We start from the raw sequence: 22,970 nt of genomic DNA, 5'->3' as shown, positions 1-22,970 counted from the left end.
TATAGCCTCCTGATTCAACGGAACGCGTTACGTGGCCACTCCCCTGCCCCAGATCCTGAGCAACCTGCATGCCGCCGCCGAGGCCGCTGGCAGGCCCGACCCACGCCTGCTGGCAGTGTCCAAGACCCAGCCGGCCGAGGCCGTGGCTGCGCTGGCCGCGCAGGGCCAGCACGCCTTCGGCGAGAACTACGTGCAGGAGGCACTGGCCAAGATGCAGGCGCTGCAGCACCTGGCGCTGGAATGGCACCTGATCGGCCACCTGCAGTCGAACAAGGCCGAGGCCGTGGCCACCCACTTCGACTGGGTGCAGAGCGTGGACCGGCCCAAGCTGGTGACCGCGCTGGCACGCCATCGGCCGGTCGCGCGAGGCCCGCTGAACGTGCTGATCCAGGTCAACATCGACGACGAATCGAGCAAGCATGGCTGTGCACCGGAAGAAGTGGATGCACTGGCCGCAGCGATTGCCGCCGAACCCACCCTGAGCCTGCGCGGACTGATGGCGATTCCCGCGCCATGGCCCGAAGCCGAGCGCCGTCGGGATGCATTCGTGCGCATGCGCACACTTTTCCAGTCGCAGGCTGCCCAACACGCGCAGATCGACACGCTGTCGATGGGCATGAGCAGCGATTACGCCGAAGCCATCGCCGAGGGCGCCACCCTGGTGCGCATCGGCACCGCCCTGTTCGGCGCGCGCCCGCGCCCGGCCTGATTTTTCAAGGAGATTTCAATGGCAGCTGATTCCATCACCTTCATCGGCGGCGGCAACATGGCGCGCAGCCTGATCGCCGGCCTGATCCGCCAGGGCGTGCCGGCCGCGCACATCCATGTCGCCGAACCGGTGGCCGAACTGCGCCAGGCGCTGGCCGCCGACTTCGGCGTGCAGGTGCATGACAACACGAGCGATGCCGCCGCGCAGGGTGGCACCTGGCTGCTGGCGGTGAAGCCGCAGGTGCTGCGCGAAGTCTGCCAGTCTCTGCAGGCGCTGGCACAGGCGAGCCGACCGCTGGTGGTGTCGATTGCCGCCGGCATCACCAGTGCGCAGCTGCAGCGTTGGCTGGGGGGCGACCTGGCAGTGGTGCGCGCGATGCCGAACACCCCTGCCCTGCTCGGCGCAGGTGTGACCGGCCTGTTCGCCACACCGTCGGTGGACACGCAGCAGCACGCGCGGGCCGAGCAGGTGCTGGCCAGTGCCGGGCGCACGGTGTGGATCGACAGCGAGGGGCTGATGGATTCAGTGACTGCCGTTTCCGGCAGCGGCCCGGCCTATGTGTTCCTGCTGGCCGAAGCGATGGAAGCGGCGGGTATTGCCCAGGGCCTGCCGGCCGACGCCGCGCGCACGCTGGTGGTGCAGACCCTGCTGGGCGCCTCACGCATGCTGGATGAGGCTGGCGAAAGCCCGGCGGAACTGCGCCGCCGCGTGACCTCGCCCAACGGCACCACCCAGGCCGCGATCGAGAGCTTCCAGGCCGGTGGCTTCGAGGCCCTGGTGGATACGGCACTGCGCGCTGCGCAGGTGCGTGGGCAGGAACTGTCTGCGGCGAATGATTGATCCCGATGTGTGCCGACCAACGGTCGGCACCTACCATCATCCACGCATGGCGTGGATGCTCATTGCCCCAACGTGGTCATGACGAAATCGACGAAGCACTGCAACCGCGGGCGCGGCCTGCGGTCGGGCAGGTAGATCAGGTGCATCGGCCGCGGTTCGGGCAGGTAGTCGCGCAGCAGCGGCTTCAACCGCCCTGCTGCAATCTCCCCGGCCAGCAGTGCGGTCGGCTGCAGCACCAGCCCGGCCCCGGCCACGGCGGCTTCGCGCAGTGCAACACCATCATTGCAGGTCAGGCGCGCTTCCCAGTCCACCTGTTCACCGTTGGCCAGCTGCCAGCCGTGGCCACCGCGCCAGGCCAGATGGCTCAGGCAGTCATGCCCTTCCAGATCGGCGGGCGTACGCGGCGTGCCGCGCCGGCGCAGGTAGGACGGCGCCGCGCACAGGCTCATCGCATACGGTGGCAGCGGCCGCGCCACCACCTCCTGCGACGGCAGCGGCCCGACCCGGATCGCCACGTCGAAGCCGTCCTCGATCAGATCCACACGGCGGTTGCTCAGATCCAGTTCGACGTTCAGCTGCGGCTGCGCGCGCAGCAGGCCGGCCAGTTGTGGCGCCAGCACGCAGCTGCCCCAGGTGGTGGGTGCGCTGACCCGCAGCAGCCCGCGCGGTTGCACCTGCAGTCCAGCCACGTCGGCCTCGGCCTGCTGCACCTGCTCCAGCACCTGCCGGCACCCGGCCAGGTAGGCGCTGCCGGCTTCGGTCAGGCGCTGACGGCGGGTGTTCCGTTGCAGCACCGCGGTGCCCAGGTGCGCCTCCAGCTGCTGGATGTACTTGCCGACCATCACCGCCGAGACCTGCAACTGTTCAGCGGCCCCTGCAAAGCTGCCGCACTCGGCTACCGCGACGAAAGCCTGCATGCAGCGAAGGGTATCCATTGCTAATCCAGAGTTAGGAATCCTCAAAGCATACGCCGCTTACCTAACCCCACTGTGACGGCGCAGACTGCGCTTACTCCCTCACGCAAGGAACGGCCATGAAGATCCTCCTCGTTGGTGCCAGCGGCACCCTCGGTCAGGCAGTCGCCCGCCAGCTCGGACAACAGCATCAGATTCTCGCCGCCGGCCGCAACAGTGGCGAAATGCGCGTGGATCTGACCGACGACGCCAGCGTCGCCGAACTGTTCTCGCGTACCGGCCCGGTTGATGCGGTGATTTCCACCGCCGGCAAGCTGCACTTCGGTCCGCTGCAGGACATGACGCCGGCGCAGTTCAACCTCGGCCTGCAGGACAAGCTGCTGGGCCAGGTGCGGCTGGCCCTGGCGGCGCAGCACCATCTCAACGCCGGCGGCTCGATCACCCTGACCAGCGGCATCGTCAGTGCACAGCCGATCCGCGATGGCGTCAACGCCACCTCGGTGAATGCCGCGCTGGAAGGCTTCGTGCGTGCCGCCGCGTTGGAACTGCTGCCGCGTGGCCTGCGCATCAACGTGGTCAGCCCGAACGTGCTGATCGAATCGATGGCGGCCTACGCACCCTATTTCCCGGGCTTTGAAGCGGTGAGCGCGCAGCGCGCGGCGCTGGCCTTCCTGCGTGCAGTGGAAGGCATCCAGAGCGGCGAGACGATCACGGTCTGGTAAGAAAGAAGGGACGGAGGGGATCAAGTCGTCAATGCACAAACGACATAATCCCCTCCGTCCCCTTTTCGCGGGTCATTCCCAGCGCATCGGGCCGTCGCCGCGTTCGCCAAGCACATCCCCCGGGTTGGCCAGGCGGCAGCGCTGCAGCGACAGGCAGCCGCAGCCGATGCAGCCGGTGAGCTCATCGCGCAGCAGTTGCAGCATGTGGATGCGCTCCTCCAGCTCGGTGCGCCAGCGCGCGGACAGCCTGGCCCAGTCGGCCTTGGTCGGTGCGCGCCCCTCGGGCAGGCTTTCGAAGGCACGGCCGACCGCTTCCAGCGGCATGCCCACGCGCTGCGCAACGCGGATCACGGCCAGCCGGCGCAGCACGTCGCGGCTGTAGCGGCGCTGGTTGCCCGAGGTGCGCAGGCTGCTGATCAGCCCCTTGCGCTCGTAGAAATGCAGCGCGGAAACCGCCACGCCACTGCGCTGGGCGACTTCACCCACGCTCAGTTCCTGGGACACCATTGCTTGACCTCAACTGCTGTTGAGGTGTCATGCTGCTATCTTCGCCGCCAGTTGACAAGCGCGGCCCGCATCTGACCCGTATGACCCCGACCCTCTCGCCCGCCGCCGCCCACCTGCCGGCCGACACCTCGATCCTGTCCGCACGCTATCGCGCGACCACCCTCGGCATGGTCGCGCTGGTCGCGCTGCACGCCTTCGAGGCATTGGCCGTTGCGGCCGCGATGCCCACCGTGGCCGAGGCGCTGGATGGCCTGCGCCTGTACGCACTGGCCTTCGGCGGTACCCTGGCCACCAGCGTGATCGGCATGACCCTGGCCGGGCGCTGGGCCGATCACCATGGTCCGGCACGGCCACTCTGGTACGGCCTTGGCTGCTTCGTGCTGGGCCTGTTGCTAGCCGGCTTCGCGATGCGCATGGGCATGCTGGTGGCGGGACGCCTGCTGCAGGGCCTGGGTGCGGGTGCGATCTCGGTCTCGCTGTACGTGATGGTCGGCCGCAGCTACCCGGAGCACCTGCGGCCGAAGGTGTTCGCCGCCTTCTCGGCCGGCTGGGTGGTGCCTTCGATGGTTGGCCCGGCGTTGAGCGGCCTGATCGTGCAGCACCTGGGCTGGCGCTGGGTGTTCCTGGCGGTGCCATTGCTGGCGGTTCCGGCAGGCCTGCTGCTGCGCCCCGCGCTGGCACGCATGCAGCCCCGTCCCCCCGGCACCGCCGACGATGGACGCGGCAAGGTGGTGCGCTGGGCCAGCGGCGCCTCGCTGGCCGCGTTGCTGCTGTACTTCGGCGGTCAGCAACCGGCCCTGCCTGCCCTGCTCTGCATCGGTGTGGCGGTGCTGGCGCTGCTGTTCTGCGTACATCGACTGCTTCCGCGCGGAACACTGATCCTGCGCCGTGGCCTGCCCAGCGTGATCGCGCTGCGTGGCATCGCGGCAGCCGCCTTCTTCGCCTGCGAGGCCTACCTGCCACTGCTGCTGCAGCGCGAACGTGGCCTTTCGCCCAGCTGGGCCGGTGCCGTACTCAGTCTCGGTGCGCTGGGCTGGTTCGCCGGCTCGTGGCTGCAGGGCCACCAGCAGCGTGGCTGGCCACGCCAGCAGCTGCTGCGCGCCGGCACAATGATGATGACGGTCGGCATCGCCGCCACGCTGGCCGTGCTGTTCAACGCGGTGCCACTGCCGGTGTCGCTGCTCGGCTGGGCCGTGACCGGCTTCGGCATGGGCATGATCTACGCCAGCCTGTCGGTGTTGACGCTGTCGTTGTCGGCGCCGCGGGAGCAAGGTGCCAACACCTCGGCACTGCAGCTGAGCGAGGCCCTGTCGGTGACCACCGCGCTGGCGGTCTCCGGCGCATTGTTCGCATTGTTCGTGGAAAGCAGCCCGCACACCGGCTACCTGCTGTGCCTGACCATCACCTTCGGCCTTGCGCTGTTGGCCACGGTGATCGCGCGACGGGTGTAGCGCCGCCGGATTCCGGTAGTGCCGGCCGCTGGCCGGCAACCTCCGCGCACGCGGGAATCCCATGACGGCCAGCGGCCGGCATTACCGCGTACCGGCCCCCACATCATCGATGTCCCGATGCAGGATGCGCCGCACTTCCAGCACCGCCTGCGGGGTCTCCTGCACGCTGTGGCCGGAAATGATCACCTTCTCGGACAATGCACCCGGCAGGTGCGCACTCCAGTACGGCACCAGCCCGTCATCGGATTTGTCCACCGGCAGTTCCGGTTTGCGCTGGGCGATGATCGAGTGGTACTTCAGGCCCGCTTCGATCGGCAGCTGTGCGGCGGCCTTCACGAACGGATCGCTGGCCTTGAGGTTGTCGATGCTGTTCGGAATCTTCGGCTTGGCCGTGCCATCGACCTGCTGTTCGGCCTGCGCCAGTGCCAGGAACACATCCTCGAATTTGCCGAGGATGGTCAGCGGCAGGCGTACCAGGCGACCGATCAGGCGCCCGACCTTGTTGCCGGCAATGTCGGTGCCCTGGTGCGGCGCGGCGATGAAGATCGCACGCTCCACGTTCGGCTGCGCCTTGAAATGCAGCAGCGGCCCCAGCTTGTTCTGCACCCGCTTCAGGCGCTCGCCCTTCAGGTCGTAGTTGGCCAGCAGGTCATTCCACAGTACGTCGCCCGAGTCACTGACCAGCAGGCGCGCCAGCACGCCGCCCATGCTGTGGCCGATGTAGACCATGTCCTTCGATGCACGCGTGCTGCCGTTGGGATCGAAGTGCTTCAGCGTGTCGTTGAACGCATTGGCGATCTCGTAGCGGTTCAACGCGATCGGCGCATTGGTCGGGTAGTACACCTGCCACACCTGGAACTGCTGGCGCAGCTCGGGGTCGCCCATGATCTCGTTGGCCAGGTTCACCCAGGCTTCCGGGCTGCTGGCCAGGCCGTGCAGCATGAAGATAATGCGACGATTCGGGTCCCACGGCTGCATCAGGTAGATGTGCGGTTCGCCGATGCCCTCGCTCATGCCGAACAGGGTGCGCAGCGATTGCCGGGCGAAACCGCTCTGCGCCAGCCACAGGCCATAGGCGGCGGTGAAGTTGCCGGCAAGCGGCACCTGCTCGCCATGCAGGGTGATGCGCTCGGTGGCTTCGGGCGAATAAGCGTCCAGCTCGACCCGGCGCGTACGCATCACATCGTCCAGGTTGCTGCCCTCGAAGCGCAGCAGTGCGGTGACGTTGATCGAGGACATCTCGCTGAACTCGGGCACCGAATCGTCATGGCGATGACGGCGGCCACGGCGTGCGTCGTCCTCATCCTCCTGCGGCGCCTCGGCCTTGGGGCCCTCGGGTGCGATCACCGGTGCAACCAGCTTCGGCGGGTCCATCACCATCACCAGCTCGGCACCGAAGCCATCGCGGCGATAGGTACTGCGCAGGCCGACGAAGCTGACCGTGCCGGCCGGCACCAGCTGCGCGGGAATGCTCTTCAGGTTCAGCTGCTGGTAGTTGGAGGCCAGCGACCAGCTGCCGACCGTGAGCGGCTTCGTGTAATCCTCGCCGGCCAGCGCAGCGGCGCGTGCGCGCACGAACAGCACCACTGCCGCCTTCTCGGCCGCGTAGTTGTAGTAGTCGCGCACCTGCGTCTGGCGGTCCTCGAAGGCACGGTCGGACGGTGAGCGGCCGCTGTAGAACAGGTAGGCATAGGCATAGCGCGCCGCTTCCAGCCAGGCATCCAATGCCGCATCGCTCATCGGCGGATCGCCGGCAGCCGTCTTCTTCGGCGTCATCGCCAGCGCGGCCTTCACCCACAGTTCGGACAGCGCCGACAACCGCTGCTCGACATTGAGGTCGTCGGTCATCAGCAGCGTGCTGCGGCAGACCAGGAAGTCCTTTTCGCACTGCGACTCGTCCAGGCCTGCCGCGCTGAGCGTTTCGCGCGCGGCCGGGCTGAGCTTGCCCGTGTTGAGCACGTCGGCACGCTTGTTGACCAGCGAATCGCTGGACTTGACCTGCTTGACGGTAACCATCGCGCAACCGCTGCTACCCAGCAGCAGGAAGGCAGCGAACAACACCGGCAGCAGGCGCTGCCAGCGGCGTGGGAGGAATCGGGTCATTACTGCGGGTCCTGCTCGGTGCCGGGCACGCCCTGGCGGATTACGGTGGAGAAGTGGTCGCCGCTGCCCAGGTCCAGCGCACGCTGGGTGATGCGGCCCTTGTCATGCAGCTCGGCGTACGGCACACCTGGAGCGAGCGCGCCGACCTCCTGCGCGTACTCGGCCAGGTAACCGGACAGCAGCAGGCGGTAATCCAGCGGCAGACGCGGTGCGATGTGCCGGGCCAGGTCGAAGACGATGGTGGTGCAGTTGCTGGTCAGCGTGTTGTAGAAGCCGGGCTTGGCATCCAGTTCGCGGGCCTGCGCGATGTACGCAGCGAACAGTTCCTTCAGCTGTGCGCGGTTCATGCCATGCAGGCGGTAGAGATAGACGTCCTCGCCGCGCGCGTTGGTGCGGGTGCGGATGATGTCGGTCTCCTCCGAAGCTACCAGGGTCATCTCGAACTTGCGGAAGAAGCCACCCAGCGCCGAGAACGATTCACCGCGCTCCTTGCGGATCTCCAGCGAGAACACCACGTGGCGGCCGTCCTCGAAACCAAACGAGATCAGGGTGTGGGCGATGGCCGGGCCCATCCAGTACGACAGCACCAGATCGGCAGAGCGCAACTGGTCCAGGTCGTACTCGCGGCGCACCCAGCGGGCGTCGTAGTCGGTTTCGCTGCGCCAGGTGAAATCACGCACGTTGTCCAGCACGACATGGCGGCCATCGAAAGACACCACGTGCAGGCGCTGGGCCACGTCATCGGCCCACACGCGGTCCTGGCGCGGGGTCAGCAGCAGCCACCACAGGCCGGCCAGCGCCAGCGATGCCCCGAACGCCAGGCCCAGGCGGCACGAGGCACGGCCCCGCGCGACCCGCCACGACGCCCACAGCGCTACCAGCAGCCACAGCCCGGCGACGCCGGTGGCCAGCCAGCCCGGCCCCGGCAACTGATAGGCCAGCAGCCCGGTCACCCACAGCGCCAGCAGCGCCGTGGCACTTCCTGTCATCCATCGTCCTGCGGCTTTCACTGGCATCCTGTCGCGGTCCTGAAGCCGCATAGTTAGCCACAAGCGGGTTCACCGTGGCATCTACGGCCCGTTCAGGCACACCGGCGCACCGTCTGCGGCGGCCCCCGCGGCCAGACGGATCACACAGGAGCAATGATGGGCATCACTTCCGTGGCCGGCGTTCCGGTCCAACCCCAGCACCGCGCAACCTGCCACTGCGGCACCGTCGAGCTGCTGCTGGACCTGCCGGACGGCATCGTCGATCCCCGCCGCTGCGACTGCTCGATGTGCCGGCGCCGGGGTGCCATCGCCGCCAGCGTCCCCCGCCAGGGCCTGCAGGTGCTGCGCGGGCAGAACCAACTGCAGATGTACCAGTTCAACACCCATGTGGCCGAGCACTACTTCTGTGGCGTGTGCGGCATCTACACCCATCACCGGCGCCGCTCCAACCCCGACCAGTACGGCTACAACGTGGCCTGCCTGGAAGGCATCGACCCGTTCGCGTTGGGGGTGATCCCGGTCAGCGACGGGATCAATCACCCGTCAGACCGCAGCGACTAGTGGCGCGTGCGCCGCGGTGGCGTGGCGATCTTCTGCCAGGGCGCCATGCCGCTGCGCCCCGCCCGCGCGGGTCGTTTCAACCAGGGCCGGCGCGGCGGTGCCGGTGGCGCATCCGCGGCCGGGGGAGGAAGCGGTCGACGGCCAGGCCAGAGATGATCGAGCAGCCACATGGCAGGTCTCCGTGGGGGACGGGGACGACCAAGCCTAGGCCCGGGTGGGCATAGGCAGCGTGAGCGGGACACGACAACGGGATGACGGCGAAGGCGGGCGATGAGCCTGCTACGCAGTACGCCCGACCAACGCGTCTTTACGTTTCCGCAGCAACAGGTGCAACAACGCAGCGCATGCGGCGGTCAGCAGCGCCAGTACACGCAGCAGTGTTGCCAGCGCCTCACTACTGGCGTGCTGCAGCTGCATGCGGCTCATCGCCGGTAGCAGTGCCTGCGCCTGTTCCCGCGCCCCCGTGGCCAGATAGGCACCGGCACGCGCCAGCGATGCCGGCGACGCGCCCTGCAGCTGATGGCCGATCTGCAGCGCAAGCAAGGCAGTGACTGTGGCCAATGCGATGCCCTCACCGGCTACACGCACGGTCCCGAAGATGCCGGCGGCCATGCCCGCACGCTGTACCGGCACCACGCTGACCGACAGCCCATCCATCAGCCCCCATGGCAAGGCCGTCCCTGCACCGACCAGCATCAGCCACGGCACCCACTGCGAAGGCGACGGCTGCGATGCATGGCGCGACAACAGGTACAGGCCAGAGGCACAGACCAGCAGTCCCAGCGTGCACAGCCGCGCACTTCCAACGCGCTCCGCCCAGCGCGCAGCCAGCATCGGCAGCACCAGCATCGGCGCGGACAGGGCCAGCATCTGCAGCCCCACAAGGGTCGCGCTCTGTCCGTGCACTCCCAGCAGCTGCAGAGGCAATACCACCAGCAGCACCACGTAGCCGAAGCAGGTTGCGACCGGCAGCAGCTGGACACCGAGGAACGCCGGTTGCGAGAACAACGAGAGGTCCAGCAGGGGTGAGCGGTGCAGTCGTTCGATGCAGATGAACGCTGCGCCCAGCAGCAGCGTCGCCAACAGCGCCAGTTGCACGCGCACGGTATGCAGGCCGAACTCGCCCAGCCACAGCAGGGCCAGGGTCAACGCTGCCAGCATCAGGCTGAAGCCCAGCATGCCGCCGACATCCAGTCGCCCGCGTTCACCGTGGCTTTCGGGCAGCACACGCGCGCCCAGTACGAAGGCGGCGAATGTCAGCACGCCGCCGACGGCGAACACACTGCGCCATCCCAATGCCTGCAGCAGCAGACCCGCAAGCAGCGGCCCCAGCGCCAACCCCGCACCGAATGTGGCGCCCAGCAGGGCGAACACACGGCCACGCATCGGCCCCTGCCAAGCATGCGCGAGCGCAGCCGTGCCGGACGCCAACGCCGCTGCGGCGGCAACGCCCTGCAGCCCGCGCGCCAGATCCAGCCACAGCAGCGTGGGCGCGAGGCAGACGACGATCGTGGCGACGGTGAAGCCTGCAGTGCCCAGCAGGAACAACCGCCGCCGGCCATAGCGGTCGGCCAGGCCACCGGCAGCGAGCAGCAGGCTGCCGAAGGTGAGCATGAAGGCATTGGTCACCCAGGCCAGCACGCTCGGCGACGACGTCACGGAACGGGCCAGCGCGGGCACCGCGACGGCACCGGCCGAGAAGGACAACGGCAACGCCAGTGCGGCCAGGCAGACGGCAAGCAGGGTCCAGCGCTGCTGCGTCTGGACAGGTACAGGGAGCATCGAAACCGGGGCCATGCGGGCCTCCATCCATCAGGGGCATTGATGATGGACAGGCCGCTATCCCTGAAAAACAGGCTCGATGGACGTTGATTGCGTCGCACTGTTCCGTAATCATGCCCCGCATGGACTCCATTTCTGCCCTGCTCGCCTTCGTCCGCACCGCGGAGGCTGGCAGCATCGTCGGCGCTGCGCGTGTACTTGGCCTGTCCGCGTCGGCGGTCGGCAAGCGCATCGCCCGTCTTGAACAGGAGCTCGGCACCCGCCTGTTCCAACGGACCACCCGCCGCGTGCATCTCACCGACGAAGGCGAACTGCTGCTGCAGCGCTGCCGGCGTGCACTGGACGAGCTTTCCGAAGCACAGGCGGACCTGGCGCAGCGACAGCACGCCCCCAGCGGGCTGCTGCGCATCGGCCTGCCCACCATCGGGTACCGCTTCCTGCTGCCGGTGCTGCCCGGCTTCCAGCAACGCTATCCGCAGGTGCAGCTGGAACTGGACTTCAACGACCGCATCGTCGATGTGGTCAGCGAAGGCCTGGACGCGGTGATACGCAGTGGTGAACTGGCCGATTCCAGCCTGACCGCACGGCGACTGGGCGGCTTTCGTTTCATCCTCTGTGCGGCGCCGGGCTATCTGCAGGCGCATGGCACGCCCGGTGATGTGGGCGAGCTGCGCCTGCATACCGCGCTGCGTTTCCGTTACCCCACCACCGGAAAGCTGCATCCCTGGCAGCTGCCGGGCATCGAAGGCGATGCGGGGGCACGCCTTCCCACGGCGATGACCTGCAACAACATGGAGGCCGTGCTGGCCGCTGCGATCGGTTGCATGGGCCTGGCCTGGATGCCTGACTTCCTCGCAGCCGACGCGCTGTCCGACGGCCGCCTGCAGCGGGTGCTGCCAGCACTGCCCACGCACCAGGGGCAGTTCTCGCTGCTATGGCCCGGTGGGCGCCATCCCAGTGCACGCCTGCGGGTATTCATCGACTATGCCGTTGCGCATCTGTTCCAGCGCGCCCCGGAAAAGGGGACGGAGGGGATTAAGTCGTTTCAGGCACAGTAGGACCGATTACGACTTAATCCCCTCCGTCCCCTTTTTCGTTCAGCGACTGAAGCGGCGCGCGCCGGCCACGCAGATCACCGCGACCACGGTCACCAGCACCATGCTGAGGCTGACCGATTCGTGCAGCAGCAGCGCGGCCAGGGCCAGGCCGAAGAACGGTTGCAGCAACTGCAACTGGCCGACGGCGGCGATGCCGCCCTGCGCCAGCCCGCGGTACCAGAACAGGAAGCCGATCAGCATGCTGAACACTGCCACATAGCCCAGCGCCCACCACGCCGAGGCACCAACCGCAGTGAACGAGGCCGGGCGCATCAACGCCGTCAGCGGCAGCATCACCGGCAAGGCCAGCAGCAACGCCCAACTGATCACCTGCCAACCGCCGAGATGACGGGCCAGCCGACCACCTTCGGCATAGCCCAGCCCGCACACCACGATCGCCGCCAGCATCAGCAGATCGGCCTGCAACGATGCCTCGATGCCGTTGCGCACCGCATAGCCGACCACGCAGGCACTGCCCAGCAACGAAAACAGCCAGAACGCCGGGCGCGGCCGATCGCCACCGCGCAGCACGCCGAACACCGCAGTGCTCAACGGCAACAGGCCGAGAAACACGATGGTGTGCGCCGACGATGCGTGGCGCAGCGCGAGTGCGGTCAACAACGGAAAGCCGACTACCACCCCGAGGCTGACCACTGCCAGGCCTGGCAGGTCACTGCGCCGCGGCCACGGCTGGCGCAGCAGAAGGAGCAGGCCGAGGCCGAGCACGGCGGCAATGGTCGCGCGTGCAGCGGTGACGAATCCGGCGTCCAGCTGCAGAACCGCCAGGCGGGTGGCCGGCAGGGAGCCGGCGAAGATCACCACACCGATGAAGCCATTGATCCAACCACTCGCCGACCGTTCCACGCCTGTACTCCTGAAGGTGCCGGACGATGCCCGGCTGGACCTGCATGGAAGCATCCGGCGCGGGAAGACCCCAGCTACAATCCAGTACAGTCGCAAGTAACTGTACTGCCCACACTTCCACTACGGTTCCACCATGCCGCGCCCCCTTACCCGCATCGAATCGGTCATCCAGACCGTCCGCACCCGGATCAGTGCACGGGTCGATGGCCCCGGCTCCCGCCTGCCCTCGGTACGCGCGCAGGCGGCGGCGATGGGAGTTTCAGTCTCCACCGTGGTCGAGGCCTACGAGCGCCTGGCGGCCGAAGGCCTGATCAGTGCGCGCGCAGGCTCGGGCTTCTACGTCAGTGGCCCGGCCGCACCGCTGGCGCTGGCCGAACTGGAGCCACGGCTGGATCGCGCGGTGGATCCGCTGTGGGTATCACGGCAATCGCTGGAAACGCCCGCGGGCGACCTCAAGCCAGGGTGCGGCTGGATGCCCAGTGACTGGCTGTATCACGATGGCGTGCGCCGCGGCCTGCGCCGGCTGGCGCGTGCCGATGCCATGCAACTGGTGGACTACGCCGGCCCGCTCGGGCTGCCCGCGTTGCGCCAGCTGCTGCAAAGGCGCAGCGCCACGCTTGGCATCGATGCACCGGTGGAGCAGATCCTGCTGACCGAATCCGGTACGCACGCGGTCGATCTGCTCTGCCGTTTCCTGCTCAAGTCCGGCGACTGCGTGCTGGTCGACGACCCGAGCTACTTCAATTACCACGCGCTGCTGAAGGCGCACCAGGTGCAGGCCATCGGCGTGCCGTACACGCACAGCGGCCCGGACATGGAGGCGTTCGCGCAGGCCCTGCAGGCACATTCGCCGCGGCTGTACATCACCAATTCCGGATTGCACAACCCGACCGGCGCGGTGCTTTCCGCGAGCACCGCACACCGCCTGCTGGGCCTGGCCGAACGCAGCGAACTGATCATCATCGAGGATGACATCTTCGCCGACTTCGAACTGCAGCCGGCACCGCGGCTGGCCGCGCTCGATGGACTGTCACGGGTGATCCACGTCGGCAGTTTCTCCAAGACGCTGTCGGCAGCGTCGCGCTGCGGCTACATCGCCGCGCGCCACGACTGGATAGAGGCATTGACCGACCTGAAGCTGGCGACCAGCTTCGGCGGTGGCCATCTGGCCGCGCAGTTGATGCACATCGCGCTGACCGACAGCGGTTACCGCCGCCACATGCAGTCGATACGTTCGCGGCTGGCCGATGCACGCCGGCACACACTGCGGAAACTGCAGACGCTGGGTATCACGCCGTGGCTGCAGCCGGAAGCCGGCCTGTTCCTGTGGTGCCAGCTGCCCGATGGCCGCGACGCCGCCGCACTGGCGCGGCAATGCCTGCGCGAAGGCATCGTGCTGGCGCCGGGCAATGCCTTCAGCCAATCGCAGCGCGCGGCCGACTATGTGCGTTTCAACGTTTCGCAGTGCCAGGACCCGAGGATCTGGCAGGTGCTGGCGCGCGCGCTGCGTTGAGCTGGTAATGCGCGACCAGCGCATCCACCACCACGCGGACGCCCGGCAACTGGCCGCGACGGTGCGGCAGCAACACGCTGGTGGTGACTTCGCCGGCATGCCACGCTGGCAGCACCTGCTGCAGGCGGCCGTCGGCGATGGCCGCAGCACACAGGCTGTGTGGCAGCACGGTGATGCCAAGACCCGCTTCTGCCGCCGCGATCAGCAGCTGCGATTCATTGCCGACCAGCGCCACCTGCGGCTCCACCTGCACGGTGTGGGCGTCGGCGCCGTGCAGCGTCCAGCGCGTTGCATGGCGCGCGGTCAGCAGGCCTGCATGCGCGCGTAGCTGTTCGGGCGTGTCCACTGCCGGCGCGGCTGCCAGATAACCAGGGGACGCCACCAGCACGATGCGTTCGCTACCGAGCATGCGCTGCACCAACCCGGAATCCGGCAGCGGACCGAAGTGGCTGCGCAGGGCGATGTCGATGCCTTCCTGCGCCAGATCGATGAAACGATCACTCACTTCAACTTCGATGCGCAGCCGTGGATAGCGGCGGGCCAGTGCAGGCAAGCACGCGGCGAGCTCGCCCTGCACCACCGGAATCGAAGCGCTGATCCGCACGGTGCCGCTGGGTTCGGCCTGGCGGTCGCGGACGATGGCCTCGGCGGCCTCAACCTCGGACAGCGCCGCGCGTGCACGCTCGAAGAACTCCTGACCGACCTCGGTCAATGCGAAGCGGCGCGAACTGCGCTGCAGCAGCCGCACCTGGAGCTGTTCTTCCAGCAGCGCCACGCGCTTGCTCAGGGTCGAGCGCGGCAGGCCCAGATGGCGCCCGCCTGCAGCGAACCCGCCCTGCTCCACCGCGGTCACGAACAGGGCCAGATCGTTGAGGTTGAGCATGGACAACGTCCACAGATGTGGACTTCAGGATGCCATTCGAACGGCTTCCGGGGCAATGTCCACGCAGGCACGCTTCCCTCACCCGCCGCATCGCGGCTTGAACCGGAAATCTGCCATGACCCCGATCCTCTTCTACGGCGTGCCCTCGGGCTGCTCGTTCGGCTCCATCGTCGCCCTGGAATGGCTGCGCCAGCCGTATCACCTGTGCCGCATCGACATGCCCGGCCAGGTGCAGGGCGAGGACTACCGCCGCCTCAATCCACTGGGCGAAACCCCGACGCTGCGAACCGCGCAGGGCGAGCTGCTCAGCGAAAGCCTGGCCATCCTCAACCACCTGGCCGCGCTGGGTATCGCGCAGGGACTGGGCTTCGCACAGGGCACCTCCGGCTTCGATCGCCTCAACCATCGGCTGGCCTATCTCAACACCAGTTTCTTCGGTGCCTACGCGCCGCTCTGGCACGCACTGGAGCATGCGCAAGGCGATGACGGCGAGGCGCTGCGTGCCTATGGCACCACCAAGGTGCGCCACGCCCACCAGGCGCTGGAGCAGATGATCGGCACGGGCCCGTGGCTGCTGGGCGAACAGCGCAGCTTTGCCGATGCCTACTTCGCCGGCATCGCGCGCTGGAATGACTATCACCAGGTGGTCGATCGTCGCGAGTTTCCCAGGGTGCAGCAGCTGTTCGAGCGCCTGCAGGACGACGCCGGCGTGCAGTTCGCCCACGCCATCGAAGCGCAGCAGCCGGCAACCAGCAGCGGTGGCTTCCTCGGCGAGGTGCGGCTGGAAGACGTGCTTGAGGCCACAGCGGCCTGAGCCCTGTCCTGCCCGTGTGGCAGCGGCGCGCAATGCCTCTTGCGCGCCGCGCTACAGTGGTATGTCCCCCGCCGCAGGAATCCGCGCATGTCCACGTTCTCCGACCCGCAGGCGGTGGCCCGTTATGCCGAAGCGCCGCTGCGCCAAGTGCCCGGCTTCCTCGCCTTGCAGCAGATGAGCCGCCTGCTGCTGGCCGAACGCGTTCCCGCGCAGGGCCGTGTGCTGGTGCTGGGCGCCGGTGGCGGGCTGGAGCTGAAGGCTTTTGCCGAGGCGCAGCCGGGCTGGCAGCTGCTGGGCGTGGATCCGGCCGCGCCGATGCTGGCTCTGGCCGAGCAGACACTGGGTCCGCTGATGCCGCGCGTGCAGCTGCTGGAAGGCTACATCGACGATGCGCCCGCTCTGCGCTTCGATGGGGCCAGCTGCCTGCTGACCCTGCACTTCCTCGATGCCGGGCAGCGCCTGCACACGTTGCGCGAGCTGCACCGGCGCCTGCAGCCCGGTGCGCCGCTGGTTGTGGCCCACCACAGCGTGCCGCAGGAACCGGCCGGCAAGCTGCGCTGGTTGCAGCGCTACGCAGCGTTCGCCGAAGCCTCGGGCGTTGCCCACGCCGATGCACAGCGCGCGATCGAGGCCATTGCCGAGCGGCTGCCGCTGCTGGCCCCCGAACAGGAAGTGGCGCTGCTGCAGGAGGCCGGCTTCGACGGCGTGGAGCTGTTCTACGCAGGCTTCAGCTTCAAGGGCTGGGTGGCGTACGCCGGGTGATGCCTACGGCACCACGGTGATGCCGATGCGCTGCATCAACAGCGCCACCTGCTGCACGTCCAGCGTGGCACCACGCAGGTTGGTGCTGCGCAGGTCCAGCTCACCCAGCTCCGAGTTGGTCAGGTCGCAGTCGGTGAAGTTGGCGCTGTTCCAGTCGACGCCCTCGAACTGGCCGCCGGACAGGTCCGAGCCGGCGAAGCTGGCGCCACTCACATTCGCGCCATCCCATCGGTTTTCCCACAGCTCGCACTTTTCCAGCGTTACCCGCGAAAAATTGGCATAGCGCAGGTTCGACTTCTTGATGAACGCGCTGCAGAACCAGCTGCGCGTGGTGATCTGGTTCATGAAGCTGGCGTTGCTGAAATCCGCGCCCTGCGCACGGCACTCGCTGATCTCCAGGCCCAGCGCCTTGATGAAATTGAAATGGCACATGCTGATATCGCAGCTGCGGAAACTGGCTTCCTTCAGCGTGGCGCCATTGAAGCGGCAGCCGGCGCGGCTGTCGGCATCGTAGAAACTGCAGTTGATGAACTCGGTGCCGGTCAGGTCCGCACCGGAGAAATCGCACTCGTGGAACTGCTGGTCGACCACTTTCTGGCCGGTGTACTGGTCCACGCCGATGCGCAGCTTGCGGTGAACGGTAGGAGACATCAGGGATTCCATGCCAAGTGCCCCGCCATGATGCCGGGCCGCGAGGCCGATCCATAGACCCCGGGGCGGACGGGTTCACCGGCAGTCCAGCCGCCCTGTGCCCTCCCGACCAATGCGTGTTGTTGCACGATTATGCACGAACGTGCAGACTTGCGACATGAGCGCCGACCCCAGCCCCCTACCCGCCCAGCGCACCCGGCAGATCCTCGAGGAGCTGCGCCAGCAGGGCCGCGTGGTCGCCGCCGAACTGGCGCGCCGTTATGCCGTCTCCGAAGATTCGATCCGCCGCGACCTGCGCGAGCTCGCCGCCCAGGGCCTGTGCCAGCGCGTCTACGGCGGCGCCGTACTGCCGCCGCCCAAGGAACGGCCGCTGCGCGAGCGCCTGACCCGCGACCGCGGCGACAAGGCCGAGCTGGCCGCCCGCGTCTGCGCGCTGCTGCAACCCGGCCAGGTGGTACTGCTCGATGCCGGTTCGACCAATCTGGCGATCGCCCAGCAGCTGCCGGCCGCTCTCGGGCTGACGGTGATCACCAACGCCCCGCAGATCGCCACCGCCGCCAGCATGCTCGAAGGCACTTCAGTGCATCTGATCGGCGGGCGCCTGGCCAGCGGTGGCGGTGCGGTCGGTGCCGAGGCGTTGGCCCAGGTGCAGCGCCTGCGTGCCGACGTGTACCTGCCCGGCCCCTGCGCGGTGGACGGCGACACCGGCGTGTGGGCAATGGATGCGGAAGAAGCCACGCTGAAGCGCGCGATGGTGGCCTGCAGCAGCCGCGTCATCGTCGCCGCCACCACTGAAAAGCTCGGTGCCCGCGGCAACTGGCAGATCGCCAGCCTGGACGAGATCGACGACCTGGTGCTGACCACCACCGCACCGCCCGCCTTGGCGGCTCGCTTTCACGCCGCCGGTATCGCGGTGCACCCCACGCCTCCCTGACCGTACCGCTCATGTCCCTTGCCAACCGCGCGCGTGCCGAACAGCACGCGACCCGCGCTGCGTTCTTCATTCCCGGCTTCGCCACCGCGTTGTGGGCCACCCTGGTGCCATTCGCCAAAGCGCGCACCGGGATCAATGACGCCACGCTGGGGCTGGTGCTGCTCTGCCTCGGTGCCGGCTCGCTGCTGGCGATGCCCTTGTCCGGCGTGCTGGCCGCACGCCTCGGTTGCCGCCGGGTGATGGTGGCCAGCAGCCTGCTGATCTTCCTGACCGTGCCCGGCCTGGCCCTGGCGGGTTCGGCCTGGACGCTGGGCGTGGTGCTGTTCGTGTTCGGTGCGGCCGTGGGCGCGATGGACTGCACGATGAACGTGCAGGCCGTCATCGTCGAGCGCGAAGCACGGCGGGTGATGATGTCTGGCTTCCATGCTTTCTTCAGCATTGGCGGCTTCCTCGGCGCGGCCACCATGACCGTGCTGCTGTCCGCACAGTTGCCGCCCTTGGCATCGGTGCTGATCGGTGTCGGCACCATGCTGCTGGTGATGCTGTTGTCGGCGACCTACTGGCACAGCGAACGCATGCCACACGACACACCGATGCTGGCCCTGCCGCATGGCATCGTGCTGTTCATCGGCGTGCTAGCGTTCGTCGCCTTCCTCGGCGAAGGTGCGATGCTCGACTGGAGCGCGGTGTTCCTCAGCGACGTACGTCGCGTCGATGCCAGCCTCGCCGGCGTCGGCTATGTGACCTTCACCCTGACCATGACGGTCGCGCGCCTGTTCGGCGATGCACTGGTGGCACGCGTGGGCCGCCAGCGCGCGATCGTGTTCGGCGCGCTGCTCGCCGCTGCCGGCGTGCTGGTGCTGACCCTGGTCACGCCGTGGCAGGCATCATTGGCGGGCTATGTGCTGGTCGGCCTCGGTTGCGCCAACATCGCGCCCGCGCTGTTCTCGCTGGCCGGCCACCAGACCCGCATGCCCGGCGCGCTGGCCATCACCGCCGTTTCCACGCTGGGCTTTGCCGGCATCCTTGCCGGACCGGCGTTGATCGGCTTTGCCGCCAATCATTTCGGTCTGATTGCTGCGTTCATCGGTGTGGCCACGGCCTTGTTGCTGGTGGCCGTGTCCACACGTTGGCTGCGGGTTTAGTCCAAGGCATCAGCGCCGCCTGCGCCGCAGCTTCATCCGCAACCGGCGGTAGCCGATCACCGTGGCCGTTGCACACAACGCAGCGCCAGCCAGGCTCAGCAGCAGCAACACCGCCAGCCGGGCGGTGACCTGACGCAGCATCGCCGGCAGGTCCCAGCTGTGCAGGAAGTGGAACAGCCAGCGACCCACGCGCTCGCGACGCCCCATCGTCAGCAACGGGTCGCCAGTGGCCAGATCGAGGTAGACCCGCGTCGCCTCGGCATCGCCGAAATCAGCCACCGCCACCGGGAAGCGGCGTACCGCTGCGCCGTTCATGGCTTCCGGTGCACGCGGGTAGAAGTACGCATCCGCTGCGAGCTGGACCCAGTACCCCTGCACGGGCGCATCGGACAACGCCCGCACCTTCTGCTGCAGCCATGCGGCCGGCAGCAACCGCGCAACCTGCAGATGACCATCACTGCCGGACACAATGCGGGTCTCGCCCTGCCCGTCCAGCAACACCGCGAACAGCTCACCATCGATGCGTCGCCACTGGATCTCCACCGGCTTGAAGCGCGCGTCGTCGACGGCCGCCAGCAGCGCCGCCGGTTCACCCAGCGCGCCATCCACCGCTACCGCGCCGCCACGATAGCGTCCGCTGTCGATCGCTTCGCGCGTACTGCTGAAGACGCCCAACGGGTTCATCGACATCAGCCCGCTGAAGATCCAGCTGAACACGAAAGCCGCAGCCACCAGCCCGATCAGATGGTGCCAGCGCATCCATGGTTCGACGTATGGCGTCTTCGCACCCGAACGGTAGTGCCCACGGAAACGCCAGCGCCACACACCCACCACGATGCCGCTGATCGCCGCCACCGTGCACAGCGCGGACAGCACGATCACCACCCACGTCCACACCGGGTCCACCGACTGCATGCGCAGGAAGTACAACCAGTGCAGCCAGGCGCCCACATAGTTCCAGCGCTGCTGCACATGCGGTGCGTCCTGCACCACTTCGCCGGTGTGTGAGGACACATACACATCCCCTGGCTGCGCGCCGCCCACTTCAACCCGGTACAGCGGCCGATGCGCATCCAGCGCACGCGAATGCGTCCAGCGGTCCTCGTCCACGCGTGTCGCGCCGACGAAGGCTTGGCCGCCCGCGAACTGTGCGGCGGATGCTTCGGCTCTCTGTGCCGACACCGGCAGCAGCGCCTGGCCGGTCACGGCAGACCAGGCGCCCACGTTGCTGCCATTGCGCACCACGTACGCAGGCTCGCCACGCAGCGTCGTCAGCGCCACAACCTCCGGCTCGGCCTGCACCACGGCAGGCAGTACCGACAGCCCCTGCAGATCGCGAGCATCCCCCAGCACCGGCAACGCCGCCAGCCGCTCACCGGGTGTCAGCTTCGGGTAACCAATGAACAGCATCACCATGCCGCTGACAAACCACAGCAACATCAGCAGGCATCCGCCGATGCCCAGCCAGCGGTGCACCAGATAGGTCCAGCGCTTGGCGGTGGATCGCAACGTCATCGCCAGCCTCCTCAGAAGCGATGATCGACGGTGAATTCGACGCGCCGGTCCGCACCCAGCAGCCACTGCGTGCTGGTGTAGTACGCGGTGGCGTAGTACGCCTTGTCGAACACGTTGAACAGCCGCGCCGACAGCCGCGTGCGCGGTGCCGCCTGCCAGGTCAGTGCCAGGTCGGTGGTGCTGTAGCCGGGCAGCTCCAAGGTGTTGGCGTTGTCGGCGTAGCGCTTGCCGACGTAACGCACGCCACCCGCCGCACTCCAGTCCGGTGCGAACTGCCAGCTCAGCCACACATTGGCCAGGCGCTCGGCCACGTTCGGTGGCACATTGCCATCACGCGACACCAGCACCGCCGGCGAACCGGTGGTTTCCAAGAAGTCCTCGAACTCGGCCTTCAGCACCGTGGCGTTGGCATCGAGCGACCAGTGCGGCGCGAAGTTCCAGTTCAAGGAGGCTTCAACGCCACGCGAGGTCTGTGCGCCCACCTGCACGCGGCGATCCGGCACCAGCGGATCGCGGCTGAGCAGCCCGGTCTTGCGGATGCGGTACGCCGCCAGCGTCCACTCGCCGCCATCGAAGGCCTGCTTCAGGCCCAACTCGATCTGCCGGCCCTTGGCCAGGTCGAAGGCCCCGTTGGCCGGGCTGATCATCAACAGGCCACTCACCGGGTCCGCCGCCTGCGAGTACTGCGCATACAGGTTCAACGTCGGCTGCAGCGCGAATACCGCGCCTCCACGCCAGCCGGTGCTGCGGTAGGTCTTCGAGAACGCGTTCTGGCCGCTGATCAGATCGGTACGATCAATGCGCGCGCGGTCGTGGCGCAGCCCACCCAGCACCGACCAGCGCTCGCTCAGCGCCAAGCGGTCTTCCACGAACAGCGCGTACTGCTCGGCACGATTACGGTAGCGCGGCAGGTTCGGCGCGTCGCTGGTGAACTGGCCCGGCACCGGATCGAACGGATCGACCGGGCCCGAGCTGCCGGCATAGGTGTTGTTGGTGTGCTTGAAGTGCGCGCGGTTGGCATCGAGGCCCACGGCGAAGCTGTTGGCCAGGCCCGCAATGTTCCCCTGTACCCTCAGCGTCGAGGTCAACCCGGTCTGGTCCTGGTCGTGGGTGATCTCGGTATTGCCTGAGCGATCGATCAAGCCGGTAGCGCGGTTGTAGACGTAGGCTTCGGCATTGCGCCAATCGCGCTGGCTGTCGATCTGGTAGAGGCGCGTGCGCCATTCGACGCTTGCGTTCGGCGTCCACAGCGCATCGAGCTGGGTCCAGCGGTCGCGGTAGCGGATGTCACTGTCTTCCACGTTGTAGTTGCGGTGGCGCAGCGCCTCCAGCTGGCGGCCATCCACCAGTGGCGTGCCGAAGTAGCGCATCGGTTGCTGATAGCCTTGCGCATGGGTGAGCGACAGCTGCAGATCCGCACGCGGTTGCCACAGCAGTGCGCCGGAGAAGGTGGCATCACTACTGCGCCCGCGATCAACCCAGCCACCGCTGTAGTTGCCACTCACATCCAGCCGGTAGGCCAGCTCGGGGGTCAGCGCGCCACCACTGCCGAAGCCCAGCCGCGCGGTGTCCTTGCTGCCCACGGTCACGCTGATCTCGTTCTCGATGGCACCGCGCGTCGGCTTCTTCGGCACGATGTTGATGACCCCGCCAATGGCACCATCGCCATGGATGACCGAGGCCGGACCGCGCAGCACTTCGATGCGCTCGATGGACCAGGTATCGAATGGAAAGGTGATGCCCACGCCGCCATACTGGCGCAGCCCGTCATACAGGCGCATCACGGAAGCGCCATCGGTGAAGCCACGGCTGGACAGCGCACTCAGGCCGTTGCCCGGGTGCGGCATCGCACTGATCGCACCGGCGCGGCTGATCGCATCATTGAGGTTGGTGTCGCCGCGCTGTTCCAGCTGCTCGCGCGAAATCACCGTCAGGCTGGCCGGTGTCTGCAGCACGCTCAGGCCCAACGCAGAGCCTGCGCTGGAGGTGGAAGACAGCTCGCCGCTGCGGGTATCGACCACGCGCACGGTATCCAGCGTGGTCGGTGGTGCCGCATCGGCGGCAAGTACAGAGGCGGTGTGCAGGAGCAACGCGCACATGGCAGGCAGCGTCGCCCGGCGCAGGCGCGCGGAGTTGGGGTTCGTTTTCATCTGTTCACGGCATGCAAGGCCCCCCTGCAATGGCAGGGCAGCAATCAGAAAGGGACAGACACGC

20 protein-coding genes and 1 pseudogene are annotated in these 22,970 nt (G+C 67.7%); 11 read left to right on the top strand and 10 right to left on the bottom strand.

The genetic code is table 11. The features are described 5' to 3' along the window. The first annotated feature begins 31 nt into the window (after positions 1-31). Together AC5P8Y_RS04335 and proC are read left to right on the top strand one after the other, a co-directional pair. On the top strand, positions 32-709 hold the full coding sequence (locus tag AC5P8Y_RS04335; protein WP_111108624.1) for a YggS family pyridoxal phosphate-dependent enzyme: 678 nt from the start codon (positions 32-34) through the stop codon (positions 707-709). Between the two features lie 18 nt (positions 710-727). After that, entirely contained in the window at positions 728-1,549 is an 822-nt protein-coding gene (proC, locus tag AC5P8Y_RS04330; protein WP_033834830.1) for a pyrroline-5-carboxylate reductase, read from the top strand. Between the two features lie 59 nt (positions 1,550-1,608). Here the strand turns inward: proC and AC5P8Y_RS04325 are convergent, their stop codons facing one another. After that, entirely contained in the window at positions 1,609-2,484 is an 876-nt protein-coding gene (locus AC5P8Y_RS04325) for a LysR family transcriptional regulator (RefSeq protein ID WP_005412485.1), read from the bottom strand. A gap of 77 nt (positions 2,485-2,561) precedes the next feature. Here AC5P8Y_RS04325 and AC5P8Y_RS04320 point away from each other — a divergent pair. Then, a pseudogene (locus AC5P8Y_RS04320) lies at positions 2,562-3,185 on the top strand (short chain dehydrogenase); the annotation flags it as partial. A gap of 72 nt (positions 3,186-3,257) precedes the next feature. On the opposite strand, the gene soxR reads toward AC5P8Y_RS04320, so the two are convergent. Further along, on the bottom strand, positions 3,258-3,692 hold the full coding sequence (soxR, locus tag AC5P8Y_RS04315; RefSeq protein ID WP_005412484.1) for a redox-sensitive transcriptional activator SoxR: 435 nt from the start codon (positions 3,690-3,692) through the stop codon (positions 3,258-3,260). Between the two features lie 29 nt (positions 3,693-3,721). On the opposite strand from soxR, the gene AC5P8Y_RS04310 reads away from it, so the two are divergent. Next, entirely contained in the window at positions 3,722-5,143 is a 1,422-nt protein-coding gene (locus AC5P8Y_RS04310) for an MFS transporter (protein WP_049403284.1), read from the top strand. 81 nt (positions 5,144-5,224) lie between these two features. Here the strand turns inward: AC5P8Y_RS04310 and AC5P8Y_RS04305 are convergent, their stop codons facing one another. Then, the gene (locus tag AC5P8Y_RS04305; RefSeq protein ID WP_005408362.1) at positions 5,225-7,246 is read right to left on the bottom strand and encodes an esterase/lipase family protein; all 2,022 of its coding nucleotides are present in this window, start codon (positions 7,244-7,246) and stop codon (positions 5,225-5,227) included. Continuing rightward, entirely contained in the window at positions 7,246-8,235 is a 990-nt protein-coding gene (locus AC5P8Y_RS04300) for an Lnb N-terminal periplasmic domain-containing protein (RefSeq protein WP_080353463.1), read from the bottom strand. The genes AC5P8Y_RS04305 and AC5P8Y_RS04300 overlap by 1 nt, the downstream gene beginning before the upstream one ends. Before the next feature lie 156 nt (positions 8,236-8,391). On the opposite strand from AC5P8Y_RS04300, the gene AC5P8Y_RS04295 reads away from it, so the two are divergent. Next, entirely contained in the window at positions 8,392-8,796 is a 405-nt protein-coding gene (locus AC5P8Y_RS04295) for a GFA family protein (RefSeq protein ID WP_049433241.1), read from the top strand. Between the two features lie 279 nt (positions 8,797-9,075). Here AC5P8Y_RS04295 and AC5P8Y_RS04290 read toward each other — a convergent pair whose 3' ends face one another. Then, positions 9,076-10,593: an MFS transporter gene (locus tag AC5P8Y_RS04290; RefSeq protein WP_049403288.1), complete on the bottom strand. Its 1,518-nt coding sequence runs from the start codon at positions 10,591-10,593 to the stop codon at positions 9,076-9,078. Positions 10,594-10,700: 107 nt separating this feature from the next. Between AC5P8Y_RS04290 and AC5P8Y_RS04285 the strand changes: the two genes are divergently transcribed. Then, complete coding sequence (locus AC5P8Y_RS04285; RefSeq protein WP_111188187.1) at positions 10,701-11,636, top strand: LysR family transcriptional regulator; 936 nt, start codon at positions 10,701-10,703, stop codon at positions 11,634-11,636. A 39-nt stretch (positions 11,637-11,675) separates the two neighbouring features. On the opposite strand, the gene AC5P8Y_RS04280 is transcribed toward AC5P8Y_RS04285, so the two are convergent. After that, complete coding sequence (locus tag AC5P8Y_RS04280; protein WP_049433238.1) at positions 11,676-12,539, bottom strand: DMT family transporter; 864 nt, start codon at positions 12,537-12,539, stop codon at positions 11,676-11,678. Positions 12,540-12,672: 133 nt separating this feature from the next. Between AC5P8Y_RS04280 and AC5P8Y_RS04275 the strand changes: the two genes are divergently transcribed. Continuing rightward, positions 12,673-14,052, top strand: a complete 1,380-nt coding sequence (locus AC5P8Y_RS04275) for an aminotransferase-like domain-containing protein (protein ID WP_111188188.1) — start codon at positions 12,673-12,675, stop codon at positions 14,050-14,052. On the opposite strand, the gene AC5P8Y_RS04270 is transcribed toward AC5P8Y_RS04275, so the two are convergent. Next, positions 13,991-14,935 (bottom strand): LysR substrate-binding domain-containing protein, encoded by a 945-nt coding sequence (locus AC5P8Y_RS04270; RefSeq protein WP_049433236.1) that lies wholly within the window; start codon positions 14,933-14,935, stop codon positions 13,991-13,993. The genes AC5P8Y_RS04275 and AC5P8Y_RS04270 overlap by 62 nt on opposite strands. A 115-nt stretch (positions 14,936-15,050) precedes the next feature. Here AC5P8Y_RS04270 and AC5P8Y_RS04265 point away from each other — a divergent pair, with 115 nt between their 5' ends. Together AC5P8Y_RS04265 and AC5P8Y_RS04260 are read left to right on the top strand one after the other, a co-directional pair. Beyond that, positions 15,051-15,749, top strand: a complete 699-nt coding sequence (locus AC5P8Y_RS04265; RefSeq protein WP_111188189.1) for a glutathione S-transferase family protein — start codon at positions 15,051-15,053, stop codon at positions 15,747-15,749. Between the two features lie 87 nt (positions 15,750-15,836). Then, positions 15,837-16,511, top strand: coding sequence for a class I SAM-dependent methyltransferase (locus tag AC5P8Y_RS04260; RefSeq protein WP_049403294.1), 675 nt, complete (start codon positions 15,837-15,839; stop codon positions 16,509-16,511). 3 nt (positions 16,512-16,514) lie between these two features. Here the strand turns inward: AC5P8Y_RS04260 and smqnr are convergent, their stop codons facing one another. Next, a complete protein-coding gene (smqnr, locus tag AC5P8Y_RS04255; RefSeq protein WP_049433234.1) occupies positions 16,515-17,162 on the bottom strand; it encodes a SmQnr family pentapeptide repeat protein in 648 nt (215 codons plus the stop codon). Between the two features lie 157 nt (positions 17,163-17,319). On the opposite strand from smqnr, the gene AC5P8Y_RS04250 reads away from it, so the two are divergent. Continuing rightward, positions 17,320-18,096 (top strand): DeoR/GlpR family DNA-binding transcription regulator, encoded by a 777-nt coding sequence (locus AC5P8Y_RS04250; protein WP_049433233.1) that lies wholly within the window; start codon positions 17,320-17,322, stop codon positions 18,094-18,096. A gap of 11 nt (positions 18,097-18,107) precedes the next feature. Next, positions 18,108-19,241, top strand: coding sequence for an MFS transporter (locus AC5P8Y_RS04245; protein ID WP_111188190.1), 1,134 nt, complete (start codon positions 18,108-18,110; stop codon positions 19,239-19,241). A gap of 9 nt (positions 19,242-19,250) precedes the next feature. Here AC5P8Y_RS04245 and AC5P8Y_RS04240 read toward each other — a convergent pair whose 3' ends face one another. Next, positions 19,251-20,756 (bottom strand): PepSY domain-containing protein, encoded by a 1,506-nt coding sequence (locus tag AC5P8Y_RS04240; protein WP_049403296.1) that lies wholly within the window; start codon positions 20,754-20,756, stop codon positions 19,251-19,253. Positions 20,757-20,767: 11 nt separating this feature from the next. After that, complete coding sequence (locus AC5P8Y_RS04235; protein ID WP_111188191.1) at positions 20,768-22,906, bottom strand: TonB-dependent receptor; 2,139 nt, start codon at positions 22,904-22,906, stop codon at positions 20,768-20,770. Between the last annotated feature and the right edge of the window lie 64 nt (positions 22,907-22,970).

The organism is Stenotrophomonas sp. YJH_SMC_12-1 (assembly GCF_059370935.1).
The sequence above is the reverse complement of the archived record's forward strand: the minus strand, read 5'-3'. Positions and strand labels throughout refer to the sequence as shown.